General features: G+C 61.4%; 14 protein-coding genes. 10 read left to right on the top strand and 4 right to left on the bottom strand.

Annotation, left to right across the window (positions count from 1 at the left end):
- The first annotated feature begins 1 nt into the window (after position 1).
- The 5 genes from rnr to rpmG all read left to right on the top strand — a co-directional run bounded on the left by rnr (position 2) and on the right by rpmG (position 5,060).
- On the top strand, positions 2-2,374 hold the full coding sequence (rnr, locus tag AX760_RS04010; RefSeq protein ID WP_071831678.1) for a ribonuclease R: 2,373 nt from the start codon (positions 2-4) through the stop codon (positions 2,372-2,374).
- A 44-nt stretch (positions 2,375-2,418) separates the two neighbouring features.
- The gene (locus AX760_RS04005; RefSeq protein WP_071831676.1) at positions 2,419-2,889 is read left to right on the top strand and encodes a DUF983 domain-containing protein; all 471 of its coding nucleotides are present in this window, start codon (positions 2,419-2,421) and stop codon (positions 2,887-2,889) included.
- Between the two features lie 14 nt (positions 2,890-2,903).
- The gene (locus AX760_RS04000) at positions 2,904-3,602 is read left to right on the top strand and encodes an NUDIX hydrolase (protein ID WP_071831732.1); all 699 of its coding nucleotides are present in this window, start codon (positions 2,904-2,906) and stop codon (positions 3,600-3,602) included.
- Positions 3,603-3,615: 13 nt separating this feature from the next.
- Entirely contained in the window at positions 3,616-4,800 is a 1,185-nt protein-coding gene (locus AX760_RS03995; protein WP_071831674.1) for an MFS transporter, read from the top strand.
- Positions 4,801-4,892: 92 nt separating this feature from the next.
- Positions 4,893-5,060 (top strand): 50S ribosomal protein L33, encoded by a 168-nt coding sequence (rpmG, locus tag AX760_RS03990; RefSeq protein ID WP_071831672.1) that lies wholly within the window; start codon positions 4,893-4,895, stop codon positions 5,058-5,060.
- A gap of 660 nt (positions 5,061-5,720) precedes the next feature.
- On the opposite strand, the gene AX760_RS03985 is transcribed toward rpmG, so the two are convergent.
- Positions 5,721-7,088 carry a PleD family two-component system response regulator gene (locus AX760_RS03985; RefSeq protein ID WP_071831670.1) on the bottom strand — a complete coding sequence of 456 codons (1,368 nt, stop codon included), beginning with the start codon at positions 7,086-7,088 and terminating at the stop codon, positions 5,721-5,723.
- A gap of 18 nt (positions 7,089-7,106) precedes the next feature.
- Complete coding sequence (locus AX760_RS03980; protein WP_003547430.1) at positions 7,107-7,478, bottom strand: response regulator; 372 nt, start codon at positions 7,476-7,478, stop codon at positions 7,107-7,109.
- Positions 7,479-7,646: 168 nt separating this feature from the next.
- Here AX760_RS03980 and AX760_RS03975 point away from each other — a divergent pair, with 168 nt between their 5' ends.
- The 4 genes from AX760_RS03975 to AX760_RS03960 all read left to right on the top strand — a co-directional run bounded on the left by AX760_RS03975 (position 7,647) and on the right by AX760_RS03960 (position 11,356).
- Positions 7,647-7,919, top strand: coding sequence for a DUF3572 domain-containing protein (locus AX760_RS03975; RefSeq protein WP_071831668.1), 273 nt, complete (start codon positions 7,647-7,649; stop codon positions 7,917-7,919).
- Between the two features lie 2 nt (positions 7,920-7,921).
- Positions 7,922-8,563, top strand: coding sequence for a hypothetical protein (locus AX760_RS03970; protein WP_071831666.1), 642 nt, complete (start codon positions 7,922-7,924; stop codon positions 8,561-8,563).
- A 128-nt stretch (positions 8,564-8,691) separates the two neighbouring features.
- Complete coding sequence (locus AX760_RS03965; RefSeq protein WP_071831664.1) at positions 8,692-9,984, top strand: DNA polymerase IV; 1,293 nt, start codon at positions 8,692-8,694, stop codon at positions 9,982-9,984.
- Between the two features lie 133 nt (positions 9,985-10,117).
- Entirely contained in the window at positions 10,118-11,356 is a 1,239-nt protein-coding gene (locus AX760_RS03960; RefSeq protein ID WP_071831662.1) for a L,D-transpeptidase family protein, read from the top strand.
- A gap of 26 nt (positions 11,357-11,382) precedes the next feature.
- On the opposite strand, the gene AX760_RS03955 is transcribed toward AX760_RS03960, so the two are convergent.
- Entirely contained in the window at positions 11,383-12,495 is a 1,113-nt protein-coding gene (locus AX760_RS03955; protein WP_071831661.1) for an aldo/keto reductase, read from the bottom strand.
- A gap of 76 nt (positions 12,496-12,571) precedes the next feature.
- On the opposite strand from AX760_RS03955, the gene AX760_RS03950 reads away from it, so the two are divergent.
- Positions 12,572-13,186, top strand: a complete 615-nt coding sequence (locus AX760_RS03950) for a TetR/AcrR family transcriptional regulator (protein WP_071831660.1) — start codon at positions 12,572-12,574, stop codon at positions 13,184-13,186.
- 22 nt (positions 13,187-13,208) lie between these two features.
- Here AX760_RS03950 and dnaE read toward each other — a convergent pair whose 3' ends face one another.
- Positions 13,209-16,715 (bottom strand): DNA polymerase III subunit alpha, encoded by a 3,507-nt coding sequence (dnaE, locus tag AX760_RS03945; protein ID WP_071831730.1) that lies wholly within the window; start codon positions 16,713-16,715, stop codon positions 13,209-13,211.
- Between the last annotated feature and the right edge of the window lie 401 nt (positions 16,716-17,116).

Raw genomic sequence — 17,116 nt, 5'->3', positions numbered from 1 at the left:
CGTGAGCAAAATCCCGCGCGACCCCACCGACCGGCCCGGTAAACCCGCAGCCCGCCTCGGGCGCGCGGGCAGATCCGCTCCCGCATCCGGCGACAAGACCGTCATCATCCACGGCGCCGTGCCACCGCGCGACATCTTGATGCGCTTTCTCGCCGAAAACCCCGACAAGGCATCGAAACGCGACATCGCCAAGGCTTTCGGCCTGAAGACCGAAGCGCGCGTCGAACTCAAGGTTCTGCTGCGCGAACTTGAGGCCGACGGACTTCTGGAAAAGAAACGCAAAGCGCTGGTGCGCCCGGGCGCCCTGCCCCCGGTCACCGTGCTCGACATCACCACCCGCGACAAGGACGGCGAGTTGATCGGTCGGCCGGCGGAATGGCCGGAAGACGCCGGTGTTGCGCCGGCTGTGTCCATCCGCCAGTCGACGGTCGGCAAATCCAAGGGCAAGACGCCCGTCGGCGGTCTCGGCGACCGCGTTCTCGCAAAAATATTCCCGGCCAAGGACCGCGCAGGCCCGGCCTATACCGCCCGCATCATCAAGGTCCTCGACCGGCGGGTGAACAACAACGCAGCCCTTGGCGTTTTCCGCGCCACACCGGGCGGCGGCGGCCGGATCATGCCGATCGACAAACGCGGCGAGGAACTGCTGGTCGAATCCGGTGGAACGATTACGGCTGCGGACGGCGACCTGGTCGAGGTCGAGATCTCGCGCATCGGCCGCTTCGGCCTGCCGCGCGCGCAGGTCAAGGCGATCATCGGCTCGGTGGCGACCGAAAAGGCGATCTCGATGATCGCCATCCACGCCCATGGCATTCCCTATATCTTTCCGGAGGCGGTGACCAAGGAGGCCGATGCCGCCGGTGCAGCCAGCATGGCGCATCGCGAGGATTGGCGATCCCTGCCGCTGATCACCATCGACCCGGCAGACGCCAAGGACCATGACGACGCCGTTCATGCGGAACCGGACCCCTCGCCCGACAATCCCGGCGGCGTCATCGTCACCGTCGCCATTGCCGACGTTTCCTACTATGTGCGGCCAAAGTCTGCGCTCGATCGGGAGGCCCTGAAGCGCGGCAATTCGGTCTATTTTCCCGATCGCGTCGTTCCAATGCTGCCGGAGCGCATTTCCAACGAACTGTGCTCGCTGAAGCAGGGGGTCGACCGTCCGGCGCTTGCGGTGCGCATGCGCTTTTCGAAGGAAGGCCGCAAGGCGAGCCACACCTTCCACCGGATCATGATGAAGAGTGCGGCCAAGCTCTCCTACCAGCAGGCACAGGCGGCGATCGACGGCAAGCCCGACGACCAGACCGGCCCGCTGCTGGAGCCAATCCTGAAGCCGCTCTGGGCCGCCTATGCGACCCTGACGGCGGGCCGCACCCGTCGCCAGCCGCTCGAGCTCAACATGCCCGAGCGCAAGATCATCCTGAAGGGTGACGGCACCGTCGACCGCGTCTTCGTGCCGGACCGGCTCGATGCACACAAGCTCATCGAAGAAATGATGATCCAGGCAAACGTTGCCGCCGCCGAGACGCTGGAACTGAAGCGCCAGCGCCTGATCTACCGCATCCATGATGCGCCGTCGCTGGCCAAGCAGGAATCGCTGCGGGAATTCCTGGCGACACTCGACATTTCCCTGATGAAGGGCGGCAACCTGCGCTCCAACCATTTCAACGGCATCCTCGCCACCGCCGTCGACAAGCCCTACGAGACCATGGTCAACGAAATGGTGCTGCGCTCGCAGAGCCAGGCCGTCTACAGTCCGGAAAATATCGGCCATTTCGGCCTCAACCTGATGAAATACGCCCATTTCACCTCGCCGATCCGCCGCTATGCCGACCTGATTGTGCATCGCGCGCTGGTGGGCGTTCTCGGTCTCGGCGAAGGTGGCATCACGCCGGCGGAAGAGGCCGAACTGGACGATATTGCCGCAGAGATCTCGACCTTCGAGCGGCGCGCCATGGCGGCCGAGCGCGATACGGTCGACCGGCTGATCGCCCACCATCTTTCCGGCCGTGTCGGCGAGGAATTCGAGGGCCGCGTCTCCGGCGTCACCAAGGCCGGACTATTTGTCACTCTTCCGGACTATGGTGCCAACGGATTCGTGCCTATATCTACGCTGGGGCGGGACTATTTCGTCTATGACGAATCCCACCAGTCGCTGTCGGGCGAAAAGACCGGCCTTGGCTACCGCCTCGGAGACGAAACCACGGTCAAGCTGGTCGAGGCCGTGCCGCTTGCCGGTGCCCTGCGGTTTGAAATGATCAGTGAAGGGCGCAAGATGCCGACGGCGACCCGTTCCTTTCACAAGGCGGGGCGACGTGGCAGCGGGGCCCGCAACCAGCCCGGAACGCGCCCGCCGCGCGGCCGGCGCTAGTCGGTCGGCAGCAGATCGCCCGACGTCCACAAAAGGATAGGGATATGCACGGACAACAGAGCACGCCGGAGACCATCCGGTTTCAACAAACGGACGCGGTCGAGCGCCCTGTGGGTCGGTCGATCCGGCGCGGCATGCTCAATCGCTGCCCGGCCTGCGGAGAGGGGCGCCTTTTCCGTAGCTTTCTGAAATCGGTCGACGCCTGCTCGTCCTGTGGCGAACGCATGGATCATCACCGCGCCGACGATTTTCCACCCTATATCGTCGTGACGATCATGGGGCATCTGGTGCTCGGTGGTTTCATGATGACGGAAATGCTTCTGACCCTGTCGAACTGGGGACATCTGGCCATCTGGGTGCCGATCACCATCATCGGCTCGCTGGCGTTGCTTACGCCGGTCAAGGGCGGCGTTATCGGATTGCAATGGGCGCTGCGCATGCACGGATTCGGGGGGCATGACGATGAACCCGAAGACGAATTGCCGCCGCTGCCTGCCCGGGACACGTCCGCTTGACGCAGGCGCCTCAGATGCAGCCGGAAACCGCGGCGCCGCCTGTATCTGCAAAAGCGGAACGGACCTTGCGGCCGCGCGACGCGGCCTCGATCATGCTGCTCGATCGTTCCAACGCCGATGTCCGCGTTCTTGTCGGCAGGCGCCATCGCGCCCATGTTTTCATGCCGGACGTGCATGTCTTCCCCGGTGGACGACGGGACGCCGGCGATCGCCTGATCCGCTGGAACAGCGACATCAACCCGGCCGTGCTCGACAGGTTGAAGGCCGGCTGCGGACCGCGTGCAACGGAATCGCGCCTGCGCGCCATTGCGCTGGCTGCACTGCGCGAATTGCATGAAGAGGCCAGCATCGCGATCGGCAGTGTCTCCTCTGCAAACACGACGTTACCCTTCCTTCCCGATCTCGCAAACTTGCGCTATATCGCTCGAGCGATCACACCTCCGGGCTATCCCCGCCGCTTCGACACACATTTTTTTGCTGTGTTCGTCGATGAAGCGGGCATCGACCCGATGGATATTCGGGACAGCCGTGAGCTTGAGGACTTGCGATGGATTGACGTCAACGATGTCTCGTCTGTAACGATGCCTGATATTACCGGCATCATTCTCGATGCGTTGCGCGAAAACCTCGCGCAAGACCCGTCATTGCCTTTCGGGCGGCCGGTTCCCTTCTTTCATACCCGTCACGGACGCTTTATCCGGGATGTCTTTTAAGGAATTCGATTGCATGGCACAGCCGCCGTCTGGCACGATAGCGCCGGTTGATGATATTCACTGGCCGTCGCTTATCGCGGCCGTCTCGGCTATCTCGGCCGTCGGCATTGCCATTGGCCTTGGCCTGCCGCTTCTCAGCATCATCATGGAAAAGCGCGGGATCTCCTCGACGATGATCGGGCTGAACTCGGCGATGGCAGGGCTCGCCTCCATGGCCGTCGCGCCGTTCACCACCAAGGTCGCGCATCGCTACGGCATCGCCAACACGATGCTGTGGGCGGTCCTGCTTTCGGCCCTGAGCGCGCTTGGCTTCTACTACATCGAGAACTTCCTGATGTGGTTTCCGCTGCGCGTCGTGTTTCACGGGGCGATCACGGTGCTGTTCGTGCTTTCCGAGTTCTGGATCAACGCCACGGCACCGCCCAAGCGCCGCGGGCTTGTTCTCGGCATTTACGGGACCGTGCTGTCGCTTGGATTCGCAGCCGGGCCCCTGCTCTTCTCCATCCTCGGCAGTGACGGCATCCTGCCCTTCGCCGTCGGTGCCGGCGTCATTCTTCTGGCGGCCATTCCGATCTTTCTTGCGCGGAACGAAAGTCCGGACCTGGACGCAAAGCCAGAACTGCATTTCATGCGCTACGTCTTCCTGGTGCCGACGGCAACGGCGGCCGTCTTCATCTTCGGCGCGGTCGAATCGGGCGGTCTGTCGCTGTTCCCGATCTTCGGCACAAGGGCGGGCTTCACCGAATCAGAGGCGGCACTGCTGCTGACCGTGATGGGCCTCGGCAATGTCATTTTCCAGATACCGCTCGGCATGCTCTCCGACCGCATGAAGGACCGGCGCAATCTTCTCGCGCTGATGACCGTCATCGGGCTGATCGGCGCACTCTGCCTGCCGCTTCTGCAGCACAGCTGGTGGTTGATGGCCGTCGTGCTGCTGTTCTGGGGCGGATGCGTCTCGGGCCTCTACACGGTCGGCCTCAGCCATCTGGGAAGCCGTCTGACCGGCGCGGACCTCGCAGCCGCCAATGCCGCCTTCATCTTCTCCTATGCCGTGGGCACGGTTGCCGGTCCGCAGGCGATCGGTGCCGCAATGGATGTGACCGGCAATGACGGTTTTGCCTGGTCGATCGCCGGCTTCTTCGGGCTTTATGTGGCTCTTTCGGTGTTCAGACTGGTTTTCAACCCAAAACGGACTTGACTTTTCGGGCGCGATTTGTAGTTTCGCGCCAAGTTTGCCGGGACCCTTAACGGACGTTCGCGGCTTTGTTTTTTCATAAAGGCAGGACGACCATGGCGAAAGCTGCAAAAATCAAGATCAAGCTGCTGTCGACGGCCGACACGGGTTTCTTCTACGTGACCACCAAGAACAGCCGCACCAAGACCGACAAGATGGCCATGACGAAATATGATCCGGTCGTGCGCAAGCATGTCGAGTTCAAGGAAACCAAGATCAAGTAATCCTGATCTTCGGCAGATTTTAGAAACGGCGCCGGCTGAAAAGCCAGGCGCCTTTTTTATTGCCTCTGTATTCCGACGGGGTATCGTCAGGTCGGGAATCAAAAACGCCGCCTCCTTGCGGAAGCGGCGCTGGAAAGGGTGTCGACTGGCCGGCAACGGCGGCACGAGGAACCGCAGGTGTTGTAGACCAGTCGACAAACCCCACGACCCAGGAGATGCGGCGGACCTGAGCATCATGGGGTAACTGAAGACTGAGGAAGTTACGGCTTCCTTGTAAGTAAGGATTGCCTGAAAAGAAAAAAGAATCAACGAATTCTTAACCAAACTGCCGATGCCAGTGGGAACATGGTTAATTTTAGGGCTCCCTTGCAAAGAAAACCCAGATGCAAAAGCGCAAAGAATGAGCAGATATTGTGTGTTTGAGAGACGCGGCCGGCGCCGCGCGCGGGCCGAAAACTCCTGCAACCCAAGATAGGTAAATACGATAAATCGCTGAATCCAAAGCAAAATGGACAAAATGCGATGCAGCGCGCGTAATTTCGACACGCCCGAGCGCCGGAAACGCGGCCACGGGCTACAAGCCCGCCGGATGGCTGCGCCTACAGCCGGTGGTTTTCTGTGGAAAACGCCGGGCATCACCGAAGAAGTGGTGCTCCAGGCCTATGCCGCGACCGCAACGACACGGTTCCGGCCATTGTTTTTCGCTTGATACAGCGCCGTATCGGCCCGCTTGAGCAGGGCCTCCGGCGTGTCGCCACCCGGGTTCAAGGTCGAAATTCCGAGGGAGGCCGTCACGGAGAGCATCGTATCGGAATTCGGCAGGCGGAATGGCTGGCCCTCGATGATGCTGCGCAGGCGTTCAGCAATCGCGGCTGCAACATCCGGCGGCGTGTCCGGCATCACGACCACGAACTCTTCACCACCATAGCGACAGGCCAGATCGGCCCCGCGCACCGTCGAGCGGATGCGATGGGCGAACTCGCGCAACACCTCGTCGCCGGCGTCATGACCGTAGAGATCGTTGACGCTCTTGAAGCGGTCGATATCGGTGATGCAGACGGACAATTGCCGGCCGCGGGCGGTTGCGCGCTCGATCAGCAGTTTCATGTGACTGTCGAGGTAACGACGATTGTGGAGGCCCGTCAGGCCGTCGGTCACCGCCATCTCAATCGTCTGCTTGACGCTCATGCGCAGGCGGTCGTTGCAATGCTTGCGGCGGATCTGCGTGAGGCTACGTGCCACCAGTTCATTCGGATCGACCGGCCGCATGATGTAGTCGGTCACGCCCAGATCCAGCGCCCGTACCACCATCTCGTCCTGCCCCTGCTCGGCGATCAGCAGAATCGGGATGTAGCGGGTGCGTTCCAGCGAGCGCAGCTGCGAGCAGAGCCGCAGCGGATCGTAATCCTCGAAATTGGCGTTGACGATGACGAGGTCGAAATTGTTTTCGGCGGCCTCGAACAATGCCGCCTGCGGATCCGGCATGGAGGTAATCTCGGCAATCGGCTTCAAGGCCCGCGACAGGCGCTCCTGGGAGCTGCCGCGCGCATCGACGAGCAGGATATTGCCAGGTTCATCCGGGCGGCTGGCCCGGTCGAGATCCTGGAGCCCGACGGTGTGGGCGGTCTCGGCGCGAAGGCGCAGTTCGTCGCTGACATTCTTCAACCGCACGAGGCTTTTGACGCGTGACATCAGCTGCAGGTCGTTGACCGGCTTGGTCAGGAAATCGTCGGCACCGGCCTTCAGCCCGCGGACGCGGTCGGATGGCTGATCGAGTGCCGTCACCATGACCACGGGAATATGGGCGGTGCGCGGGTTCGCCTTCAGTCGCTCGCAAACCTCAAAGCCGTCAATGCCGGGCATCATGATATCGAGCAGGATGAGATCGACCGGCGTCTTCTCGCAGATGGCAAGTGCCGTGTAGCCGTCCTCGGCCGTCAGCACGTCGTAATACTCGGCAACCAGCCGGGCTTCGAGCAGCTTCACATTGGCCGGAATGTCATCGACGACAAGAATACGCGCGGTCATTCAGTTCTTCCCGACAAATCAGGCGTCGCCCAGATATGTTTTGATGGTTTCGATAAATTTCGGAACGGATATCGGCTTGGAAACGTAAGCCTCGCAACCGCCCTGGCGGATGCGCTCCTCGTCGCCCTTCATCGCAAAGGCTGTGACGGCGATGACCGGGATGACGTGGAGTTCGTCGTCCTCCTTCAGCCACTTTGTCACTTCCAGTCCCGAAACCTCCGGCAGCTGGATGTCCATGAGAATCAGGTCCGGACGGTGTTTCCGGGCAAGATCAAGGGCTTCCATGCCGTTGCGGGTCTGGATCGTCGTGTATCCCGACGCCTCGATCAGATCCCGGAAGAGCTTCATGTTCAGCTCGTTGTCCTCGACAATCATCACCTGCTTGGGCATTTTGATACCTTGTTTCGCGGTTCCGGCTTGCAACCACATTGCATGTCTATAAGTTGCGCCACGAGCGGGCACAGCTCTTCCCGGAAACCAGAGGCTAAAGCTATTTGGTTGAAAAACAGGTAATTTTCCGCGGGAACAGCACGAATAAGCGAAGAAGGATACGGGCTCTTGAAATCCGCCGAAGAGACAGCGATTGCCATCCTGGGCTGGCTGGCGAACGAGCCTGACCTGCTTGGCCGGTTCCTGGCGCTGACAGGAACGGAGATCTCGTCCCTGCGCCATTCCGCCGCTGATCCCGGCTTTCTGGCTGGCGTCGTCGATTTCCTGATGGGCCACGAGCCGACGCTGCTCGCCTTCTGCGATGCGACCGGAACGTCGCCGCAGGATGTGGTGTATGCCCATGCCGTTCTGTCCGGCCCCGACAATCCAGGGGATTTCTGAATATGACCGCAAGCCTGAATTTCGACCATGTGACGCTGACGGACCGGCCGCTGATCATCTGCGATATCGATGAGGTGGTCCTGGAGTTCCTTACCCCCTTCCGCAACTTCCTGCGGTCGTCCGGCCATGACCTGCTGGCGCGCTCCTTCCGCCTGCATGGCAACATCGTGCTCAGTGCCGATGGACTGCCGATCGACGATGGCCTGGTCGATGATCTCCTCGAGCAGTTCTTCACTCTTCAAGACCAATGGCAGACGCCGGCCACGCTGGCAGTCGAAACGCTGGAAAGCCTTGCCGACGAAGCCGACCTGGTCTTTTTGACCGCGATGCCGCCTCGCCATGCCGCCGTACGCCGCAGCCTCCTCGACCATCATCGCCTGCATTATCCCTTGCTGGCGACGGAGGAGCCCAAGGGACCCGTCGTCCAGCGACTGCATGATTCCCGCGACGTTCCCGTCGCCTTTGTCGATGACATCCTGCGCAATCTTCATTCCGTGCGCAGCCATGCCCCGCAATGCCTGCTCGTCAACGTCATGGCCAATGCCGAATTCCGGGTTTTCGCGCCCGAACCGGACGACGGTATTGTCAAAGCGGCGGACTGGACGGATGTCGCCCGCATCATCCGCAGCCATTTTGCGCGCTGATCCCCCGGAAGTTGGGGACCGGTATCGCGGAAAAAACATCATGATCGATCAGACATGGCGGCGATTCCTCGCTTGAGAAGACCCAGCTTACGGGCTAACGTGCAGATGTTCAACTTTTGTTCCGAGCAATGTCAAACGATCCTGTCGAGCATCCTGGGTTTTGCCGCGACTGCCTGACCGGTCAGCGTGCCGGCATGCGGCGCTGCTCGGCCTGCGGCAGCCCGAGGCTCGTCTATCACCCCGAACTGTATCAGCTGACCTTGGCGCATATCGATTGCGATGCGTTTTATGCATCGGTTGAAAAGCGCGACCATCCTGAGCTTGCCGACAGGCCGGTGATCATTGGTGGCGGCAAGCGCGGCGTCGTGTCCACCGCCTGCTATATCGCCCGCATCCACGGCGTGCGCTCCGCCATGCCGATGTTCAAGGCGCTCGAAGCCTGTCCGCAGGCGGTGGTCATCAAGCCGGACATGGAAAAATATGTTCGGGTCAGCCGGCAGATCCGCGCCCTGATGCAGGACCTGACGCCACTGGTCCAACCGCTGTCGATCGACGAGGCGTTTCTCGAACTGGCGGGAACGGAACGCCTGCATCACGATCCGCCAGCCCGCACCCTTGCAAAGTTCGCGCGTCGGGTGGAACAGGAAATCGGCATCACCGTTTCCGTTGGTCTCTCCTACTGCAAGTTTCTCGCCAAGATCGCCTCGGACCTGCAGAAGCCGCGTGGCTTTTCGGTGATCGGCGCCGAGGAAGCGACCCGTTTCCTGAAGGAACGACCGGTGACGATGATCTGGGGTGTCGGCAAGGCCTTTGAAGCGACGCTGGAGCGCGACGGCATCCGGACCATCGGACAGTTGCAGAGCATAGATGAAACGGACCTGATGCGCCGTTATGGCGCCATGGGGCAGCGCCTGTTCCGCCTTTCACGGGGGCTGGACGATCGGGCGGTGGAAATCGATGGCGAGGCCAAGAGCGTGTCGTCTGAAACGACATTCAACGACGACCTCTGCGACTATGGGGATCTGGTCACGCATCTGCGCCGCCTGAGCGAGCAGGTGGCGTTGCGGCTGCGCAAGGCGGATATCGCCGGGCATACGGTGGTGCTGAAGCTGAAGACGGCGGACTTCAAGAGCCGGACGCGAAACCGGCGGCTGGAAAGCCCGACACGGCTCGCCGACAGGATCTTCAGGACGGGCATGCAGCTTCTCGAAAAGGAGACGGACGGAACACGCTTCCGGCTGATCGGCATCGGCGTCAGCGACCTGTCTGCGCCGGACCTTGCCGACCCGCCCGATCTGGTCGATGCAAAGGCTGGGCGCAGGGCGGCTGCGGAAGCGGCGATCAATCTGCTGCACGACAAGTTCGGCAAGGCGAGCGTCGAGACCGGCTACACGTTCGGCAAGGACAAGCGGCGCAAATAGGCCCGCGCTTTCCGACAGACGGCGACGAAGCGTCCTTCAAAAAAAAAGCATGTGCTCCACCGGGAACAGTCAAAGCTTCCTTAAATCTATCAGGATAGGCTTGCCTTCAATTTGTAGCGTCCGGATGTTGCCCATGGTTTCGCGTTTCGCATTTGGAATTGGCCTTTTCACCCTGGCCCTGTCGTCCAGCACGGCCCTTGCCGCCGGCAAGCAGACCCCGTTGCAGGTGTTCGTCTCGAAGGACCAGCAGTCGCTTGTCGTCTATGACGGCGACACTGTGATCGCGACATCGAAGGTTTCGACCGGCAAGGCCGGCCACTCGACACCGACAGGCATCTTCTCGATCCTGGAAAAGCGCCGCCACCACAAATCAAACATCTATTCCAACGCGCCGATGCCCTTCATGCAGCGGCTGACATGGTCCGGCATTGCCCTGCATGCCGCAAAGCATGTTCCGGACTATCCCGCCTCGCATGGATGCGTGCGCCTGCCCAACGATTTTGCAGCCGAGCTTTTCAAGATGACCGGTCGTGGCCTGCATGTGCTGATCTCCGACCGGCAGGTGACGCCCGTCAAGGTCGATGATCCGGTGCTCTTCCAGCCCGTCCGCGATGCTGCCGACCCGTTGCTGCTCTCGGATGTGCAACTGCGGCCCTCCATGACCCAGCCGGGTATCGCCACGGGCGCAGTCGAAGTGGCGATGACGGAGCCGGCACCGGTTGCCGCGACCGAAGAGGACCCCAAGCCCCCCATCCGTATCCTCATCACCCGCCGCGGCGAACGCGAAACCTTGCTCGACATCCAGGCATTGCTCAGCCAGCTCGGTCACGATGCCGGCGTGCCGGACGGCTATGCCGGAAGTCAGACAAATGCGGCTATCCGGTCGTTCCAGACAGCGGAGGGCCTGACACCGGATGGCGTCATCACCCCTGCCCTGACCGACGCGCTTTATCGAAAGGCAGGAAAAGGCGCACCGCCGAATGGCCAGCTGATGGTTCGCCAGTCGTTCAAACCGCTTTTCGAGGCTCCCGTCGTCATATCAAAGCCCGAGATGGCGCTGGGAACCCATTTCCTGCAGTTCCAGGATATCGACGCGACGTCCAAAAAGGGCGAGTGGTTCGGCGTGACGCTTGAGAATGCCCTTTCCAAACCCACGAAAAAGCGTCTCGGTATTACCGCCGAGGAGGACGCACTGGCCTTCAACACACTGCAGCGCACCCTCGACCGCATCACCGTGCCGCAGGATCTGCGCGAGCGGATCGGCACGCTTCTCGCCGAGGGCTCCTCCCTGACGATTGCCGATACGGGGCTTGCCCAGGAAACCGGGCTGGGCACGGATTTCATCACCGTCACCCATGCGCCGAAGTCCTAAGCCCAAATAGACAGCGGATTGGCCTCTCACTCGAGCCAGCCCTTGACGGTGCTACCGCCGAAAACAACATGCTGGCGAAGCGAAGGCGTCACAAGGCTGTAGATAAGCCTTGGATCCGTTGCGCTCACGGTATCCAGTGCGCTCTGATGCTCCGGAGAGAGCATGACGCCGAGCGCGGCGGCATTGTCGGCAACCTGTTCGGCGCGGCTGACACCCATCAGTGTCGATGTGACGCCCTTGCGACGGCATACCCAGGACAACGCTACCCGCGCCGGCGTTTCACCAGCCTCGTCGGCAACCCGGCGCAGCACGTCGACAATCGCCCAGTTGCGCTCGGTAAACAGCGTATCGCCAAAAGGATTGGCACCGTCGAGACGTTTGTCGTCATCAGGCCGGACATGCTCCGTCGCGGCGGCTTCCCGCGGCAGACCGCCTTGCCTTGGCGCACCTGCCTCGACTGTTGCCCGATCATACTTGCCGGTGAGCAAACCGTAGGCGAGCGGGCTCCAGGGCAGGATGCCCATGGCGAACTCTGCGGCCAAAGGCACATGTTCGTCCTCGATGTCGCGGTTCGCCAGGGAATAGAAATACTGCAACGCGATCGGGCCCGGCAGACCGCGCAGGCTTGCCAGCGTTGCCAGCTTGGACACGTACCAGGCAGGCGTATTGGATATGCCCCAGTACCGGATCTTGCCCGAGCGGACGAAGGACGCCATCGTCTGCAGAAGCTCTTCGGCGGGCGTCACGCCATCCCAGACATGAACCCAGAACAGATCGACATAGTCCGTCTTCAGACGGCGAAGCGAACCGTCCAGGGCGACAGTCATGGGCTTGGCGCCGTTGCCCCCGGCCTGCACGCCGCTCCCGGCGGCGAAGCCCGCCTTGGTCGCCAGCACGATCCGGTCGCGCAGGTTCCGCTCTGCGATAAACGTGCCCAGCATCGTCTCGCTGCGTCCGCTCGAATAGACATCCGCAGTATCGACGAAATTTCCACCCGCTTCGACATAGGCGTTGAAGATTGCGCGCGACGTTTCTTCGCCAGATCCCCAGCGCGCCGCCCCGAAGGTCATGGTGCCAAGGGCAAGCGGGCTGACGACGAGGCCGGACCGGCCCAGAGTTCGATAATCCGTAAAGGTCAATTTGAATTTCCTAGTGATCGTTACGAAATAACTAGGGCGCTTGAAGCATCCGGTCAACTGTTTTATATTGATCGCTATGAAACACGGAAATTTAAACCCGCCCCGCAAAACCGGCCGTCCGCTGTCGTTTGATCGCGCGACCGCGCTGCACCAGGCCATGCTGCTGTTCTGGAAACACGGCTACGAGGCAACCTCGCTCAGCGATCTGACAAAGGCCATGGGCATCACACCCCCAAGCGTCTACACGGCCTTCGGTGACAAGAAGCAATTGTTTCTGGAGGCAGTCGCGCACTATCTGTCAGGCCCCTTGACACCGGCGCAGATCATCAACGACGCGCCGACGGCAAGGGCTGCCGCCGAAAACCTGCTAAATGCCGCGGTTCTCGGCGATACCGGTGACGATACGCCGCCCGGATGCCTGCTGGCCAGTTCGGCCCAGAGCTGCTCTGCCGCCGCCGCCGATGTTCAGGCCGAACTGGCCAGCCTTCGGGGAACGATCGAGACGTGCCTCAGGGATAGGATAAGCCGCGCTATCGAGACCGGCGAGATGCCACCGCATACCGACGCGGAGATGCTGGCAGGGCATGTCATGGCCGTGATTCAGGGCATGTCGACGCTCGCCCGCGACGGCGCCAACCGTGACAAGCTCACCCGCATCGCCGCAAGTGCGATGCGGTCCTGGGAGGAGTGAGCATGATTTCCGGACTGGCGTCTCAGACCAGCTCGACGTCGATGACGCCGGGGGCGGTTCGCAGTGCGGCTGCAATTTCCTGGGTGATCCGGTATTTCTCGTTCAGTTCGACCTCGATTTCACGCTGGCCGTTCTCCTTGATGACGACAAAGGAGACGAGGCCGTCGCCACGGGTATTGAGGTGGGCGGCAATCGAGCGCAGCGGGCCGGAATCCCGGACATAGACGCGCAAGGCCTTCTGCATCTGCAAGGACCGCTCTTCCAATGACTGCAGCGTCTGGATGCGCATGCCGATGCCCTCAGGCCTTTCTTCCGCCTGAACGGTGATCACCAGTGACTTGCCGGCTTCCAGAAGATCGCGGTACTGGGCGAGCGCCTCGGAAAACAGCACGGCCTCGAACTGGCCGGTCGAATCGGAGAAGGCGACGATGCCCATCTTGTTGCCGGTGCGGGTCTTGCGCTCCTGCTTCGAGGTCACCGTTCCGGCCAGCCGGCCGGCGGTCGCCCCCTTCTTCACCGAGGCTGAAAAATCGGCAAAGGTCTGCACCCGGATCTTGGCGAGCAGTTCGTTGTAGGTATCGAGCGGATGCGCCGACAGATAGAAGCCGAGCACCTGGAATTCGCGGTGCAGCTTTTCGGAGGCAAGCCAGGGCGCATAGGCCGGCAGGCTGATCTTTTCCGGCCCGGTGGCCGCCCCTGCCCCGAACATGTCGCTCTGGCCGCTGACCTTGTTGGCCTGGGCGATCTGGGCAAAGCCGAGAATGCGATCAAGCCCGCCGACGAGCTCGGCCCTGTCAAAGCCAAAACAATCGAAGGCGCCGGCACAGATCAGACTTTCGAAGACGCGTCGGTTCAGAAGCTTCGGATCGATGCGCAGGCAGAAATCCTCAAGGCTCGCAAAGGGCTCGTCGCCGCGCACTGCGACAATATGATCGACCGCCGCCTCGCCGACACCCTTGATGGCCGAGAGCGAATAATAGATGCGGTTATCGCCCGTCTCGAACGGACGGAACGAGGTCTGCACCGATGGCGGGATGACCTCGATGCCGAGCCGCATCGCATCCTGCCGGAAGTCGTTGATCTTGTCGGTATTCGACATGTCGAGCGTCATCGATGCGGCGAGGAACTCGACCGGATAATGCGCCTTCAGATAGGCCGTCTGGTAGGAGACGATGGCATAGGCAGCCGCATGCGACTTGTTGAAGCCGTAGTTTGCAAACTTGGCCAGCAGATCAAAGATCAGGTCCGATTGCGGCTTGGACACGCCATTTGCCACCGATCCGGTGACGAAGCGGGCGCGCTGCATGTCCATTTCGGCCTTGATCTTCTTGCCCATGGCGCGGCGCAGAAGATCGGCCTCGCCGAGCGAATAGCCCGACAGGACCTGGGCGATCTGCATCACCTGCTCCTGGTACACGATGACGCCCTGCGTTTCCTTCAGGAGGTAATCGATCTTCGGATGGATCGATTCGATCTCTTCCTCGCCGTGCTTGCGGGCGTTGTAGACCGGGATGTTTTCCATCGGGCCCGGGCGATAGAGCGCCACCAGCGCGATGATGTCCTCGATGCAGTCCGGCCGCATGCCGATCAGCGCCTTGCGCATGCCGGCGCTTTCCACCTGGAAGACGCCGACCGTGTCGCCCTTCGACAGCATCTCATAGGTCTTCTGGTCGTCGAGCGGCAGCGCTTCGAGCGCGACCGTGATGTCGCGTTTCTTCAGGAAATCGACGGCGACCTTCAAAACGGTCAGGGTTTTCAGGCCGAGAAAGTCGAACTTGACGAGGCCGGCCTGCTCGACCCATTTCATGTTGAACTGGGTGACGGGCATGTCCGAACGCGGATCGCGATACATAGGCACCAGCTGCGACAAAGGCCGATCGCCGATGACGATGCCGGCGGCGTGGGTCGAGGCGTGGCGGTAAAGGCCCTCGATCTTCTGGGCAATGTCGAGCAGCCGGCCGATGACCGGTTCCTTGTCGACCTCCTCCTGGAAGCGTGGCTCCTCTTCGATCGCCTTGGCGAGCGTCGTCGGATTGGCCGGATTGTTCGGCACCAGCTTGCAGATCTTGTCGACCTGGCCATACGGCATCTCAAGCACGCGACCGACGTCGCGCAGCGCCGCACGCGCCTGCAGCGATCCGAAGGTGATGATCTGCGCCACCTGCTCGCGGCCATATTTGCGCTGCACGTAGCGGATCACCTCTTCGCGGCGGTCCTGGCAGAAGTCAATGTCGAAGTCGGGCATCGACACGCGGTCCGGGTTGAGGAAGCGCTCGAACAGCAAAGAGAAGCGCAGCGGATCGACATCGGTGATGGTCAGCGCATAGGCGACCAGCGAGCCCGCACCCGAACCACGGCCCGGGCCGACCGGAATGTCCTGCAGCTTCGCCCATTTGATGAAGTCGGCAACGATCAGGAAGTAGCCCGGGAACTTCATCTTTTCGATGACGCCGAGTTCGAAATCCAGACGCTCGCGATAATCGGTCTCGGTGTATCCGGCGGAAATGCCGAGCTTGGCAATCCGCTCCTCCAGCCCCTCGAGAGCCTGGCGGCGCAGTTCGGCCGTTTCGGCGCGCTCGGCCTCGGCCGGATCGTCGGAGGCGCCGGTGAAGCGCGGCAGGATCGGCGCCCGCGTCTTCAACACGAAGGTGCAGCGCTTGGCCACTTCGATCGTATTGTCAAGCGCTTCGGGAAGGTCGGCAAACAGCTTTGCCATGTCCTTGCGGCTTTTCAGATAGTGATCCGGCGTCAGGCGAAAGCGGCTGTCGTCCGAAACCATGGCGTTGTGTGCCACGGCCATCAGCGCATCATGCGCCTCGAATTCCGCCGGAGACGGGAAGAACGGTTCGTTGGTCGCAACCAGCGGCAGGTCGAGCTTGTAGGCGAGATCGATGATCCGCCCCTCATGCCGGCGATCATATTTGCCGTGGCGTTGCAACTCGACATAGAGCCGGTCGCCAAACAGTTCGGCCAGCGCTCTTGCCCGCGTCTCCGCCTGCGCCATGTGGCCGGACTTCATCGCCATGTCCACCGGCCCGCCAGAGGCCCCCGTCAGCGCGATCAGGCCGTCTGCGCCCACCTCGCGCAACCACGACATCGAAATGCGGACAGACTGGTTTCCCTGGCCATCGAGATAGGCGCGGCTGACGAGATTGACGAGGTGGGCGTATCCTTCGTCGCTTGCGGCAATCAGAACGATCGCCGGGAGCTTGGCGAGATGCTGGGCATGGCCGCGCTTCTCGCCCTCGACCTCGTCCTCCATGTCGATCGCAAGCTGGCAACCAATCAACGGCTGGATGCCGTCCTCCATGCACTTCAGCGAAAACTCGAGCGCCGCGAACAGATTGTTGGTGTCGGCAATGCCGATCGCCGGCTGTTCGTCAGAGACAGCCTTGCCGATGATCTTCTTGATCGGCAGGGCGCCCTCCAGAAGCGAGAAAGCCGAATGCACCCGAAGATGCACGAACTGCGGCGTGGTCGCGCTGCCGCCTGCCGACACGTTCTGCTTGCTGTCCCTACCATCCGCCATGATGCGCATCCCGATTCCGTGAGGGACCGAGGATAGACCGTTTCCGGACGACGGAGTCCAGTTTCGAAAGCCTGCTACCGGAATATTTTCCCGCCGCCACGCGTTATGCACAGAGAGACGGCAAAGAGGCACAAAAACTCATGAACCATCCATGGATGATCCCGGTGTCTTCACATGCCCATCACGATGATGGAGAGACTGGCGATAAACATGCCGATCGAGGCCAGGGCGGCGAGATCACGAATGAAGTCAGTCATGAGAATGCTCCTATTTCCGTTATGTTTCCATTTTGTTCTATTTTTGTTCATGCGTCAAGAAACAGTTTTGAATAGTTGCGGGCCGCTCGCCAGCGTGGTTAATCGCCCTGCAATCGCTTTACGCTGCGGCCTACGCACTTTATC

The organism is Pararhizobium antarcticum (assembly GCF_001885585.1).
In the GTDB taxonomy this organism is placed as follows: domain Bacteria; phylum Pseudomonadota; class Alphaproteobacteria; order Rhizobiales; family Rhizobiaceae; genus Pararhizobium; species Pararhizobium antarcticum.
This window is presented reverse-complemented; position numbering and strand designations above follow the sequence as displayed.

Bases quoted from the DNA above. Each gene is read 5' to 3' on its own strand.
- AX760_RS04005 (WP_071831676.1), top strand. From the start codon at position 2,419: ATGCACGGACAACAGAGCACGCCGGAGACCATCCGGTTTCAACAAACG.
- AX760_RS04000 (WP_071831732.1), top strand. From the start codon at position 2,904: ATGCAGCCGGAAACCGCGGCGCCGCCTGTATCTGCAAAAGCGGAACGG.
- AX760_RS03995 (WP_071831674.1), top strand. From the start codon at position 3,616: ATGGCACAGCCGCCGTCTGGCACGATAGCGCCGGTTGATGATATTCAC.
- rpmG (WP_071831672.1), top strand. From the start codon at position 4,893: ATGGCGAAAGCTGCAAAAATCAAGATCAAGCTGCTGTCGACGGCCGAC.
- AX760_RS03985 (WP_071831670.1), bottom strand. From the start codon at position 7,088: ATGACCGCGCGTATTCTTGTCGTCGATGACATTCCGGCCAATGTGAAG.
- AX760_RS03980 (WP_003547430.1), bottom strand. From the start codon at position 7,478: ATGCCCAAGCAGGTGATGATTGTCGAGGACAACGAGCTGAACATGAAG.
- AX760_RS03970 (WP_071831666.1), top strand. From the start codon at position 7,922: ATGACCGCAAGCCTGAATTTCGACCATGTGACGCTGACGGACCGGCCG.
- AX760_RS03965 (WP_071831664.1), top strand. From the start codon at position 8,692: ATGTCAAACGATCCTGTCGAGCATCCTGGGTTTTGCCGCGACTGCCTG.
- AX760_RS03960 (WP_071831662.1), top strand. From the start codon at position 10,118: ATGGTTTCGCGTTTCGCATTTGGAATTGGCCTTTTCACCCTGGCCCTG.
- AX760_RS03950 (WP_071831660.1), top strand. From the start codon at position 12,572: ATGAAACACGGAAATTTAAACCCGCCCCGCAAAACCGGCCGTCCGCTG.
- dnaE (WP_071831730.1), bottom strand. From the start codon at position 16,715: ATGGCGGATGGTAGGGACAGCAAGCAGAACGTGTCGGCAGGCGGCAGC.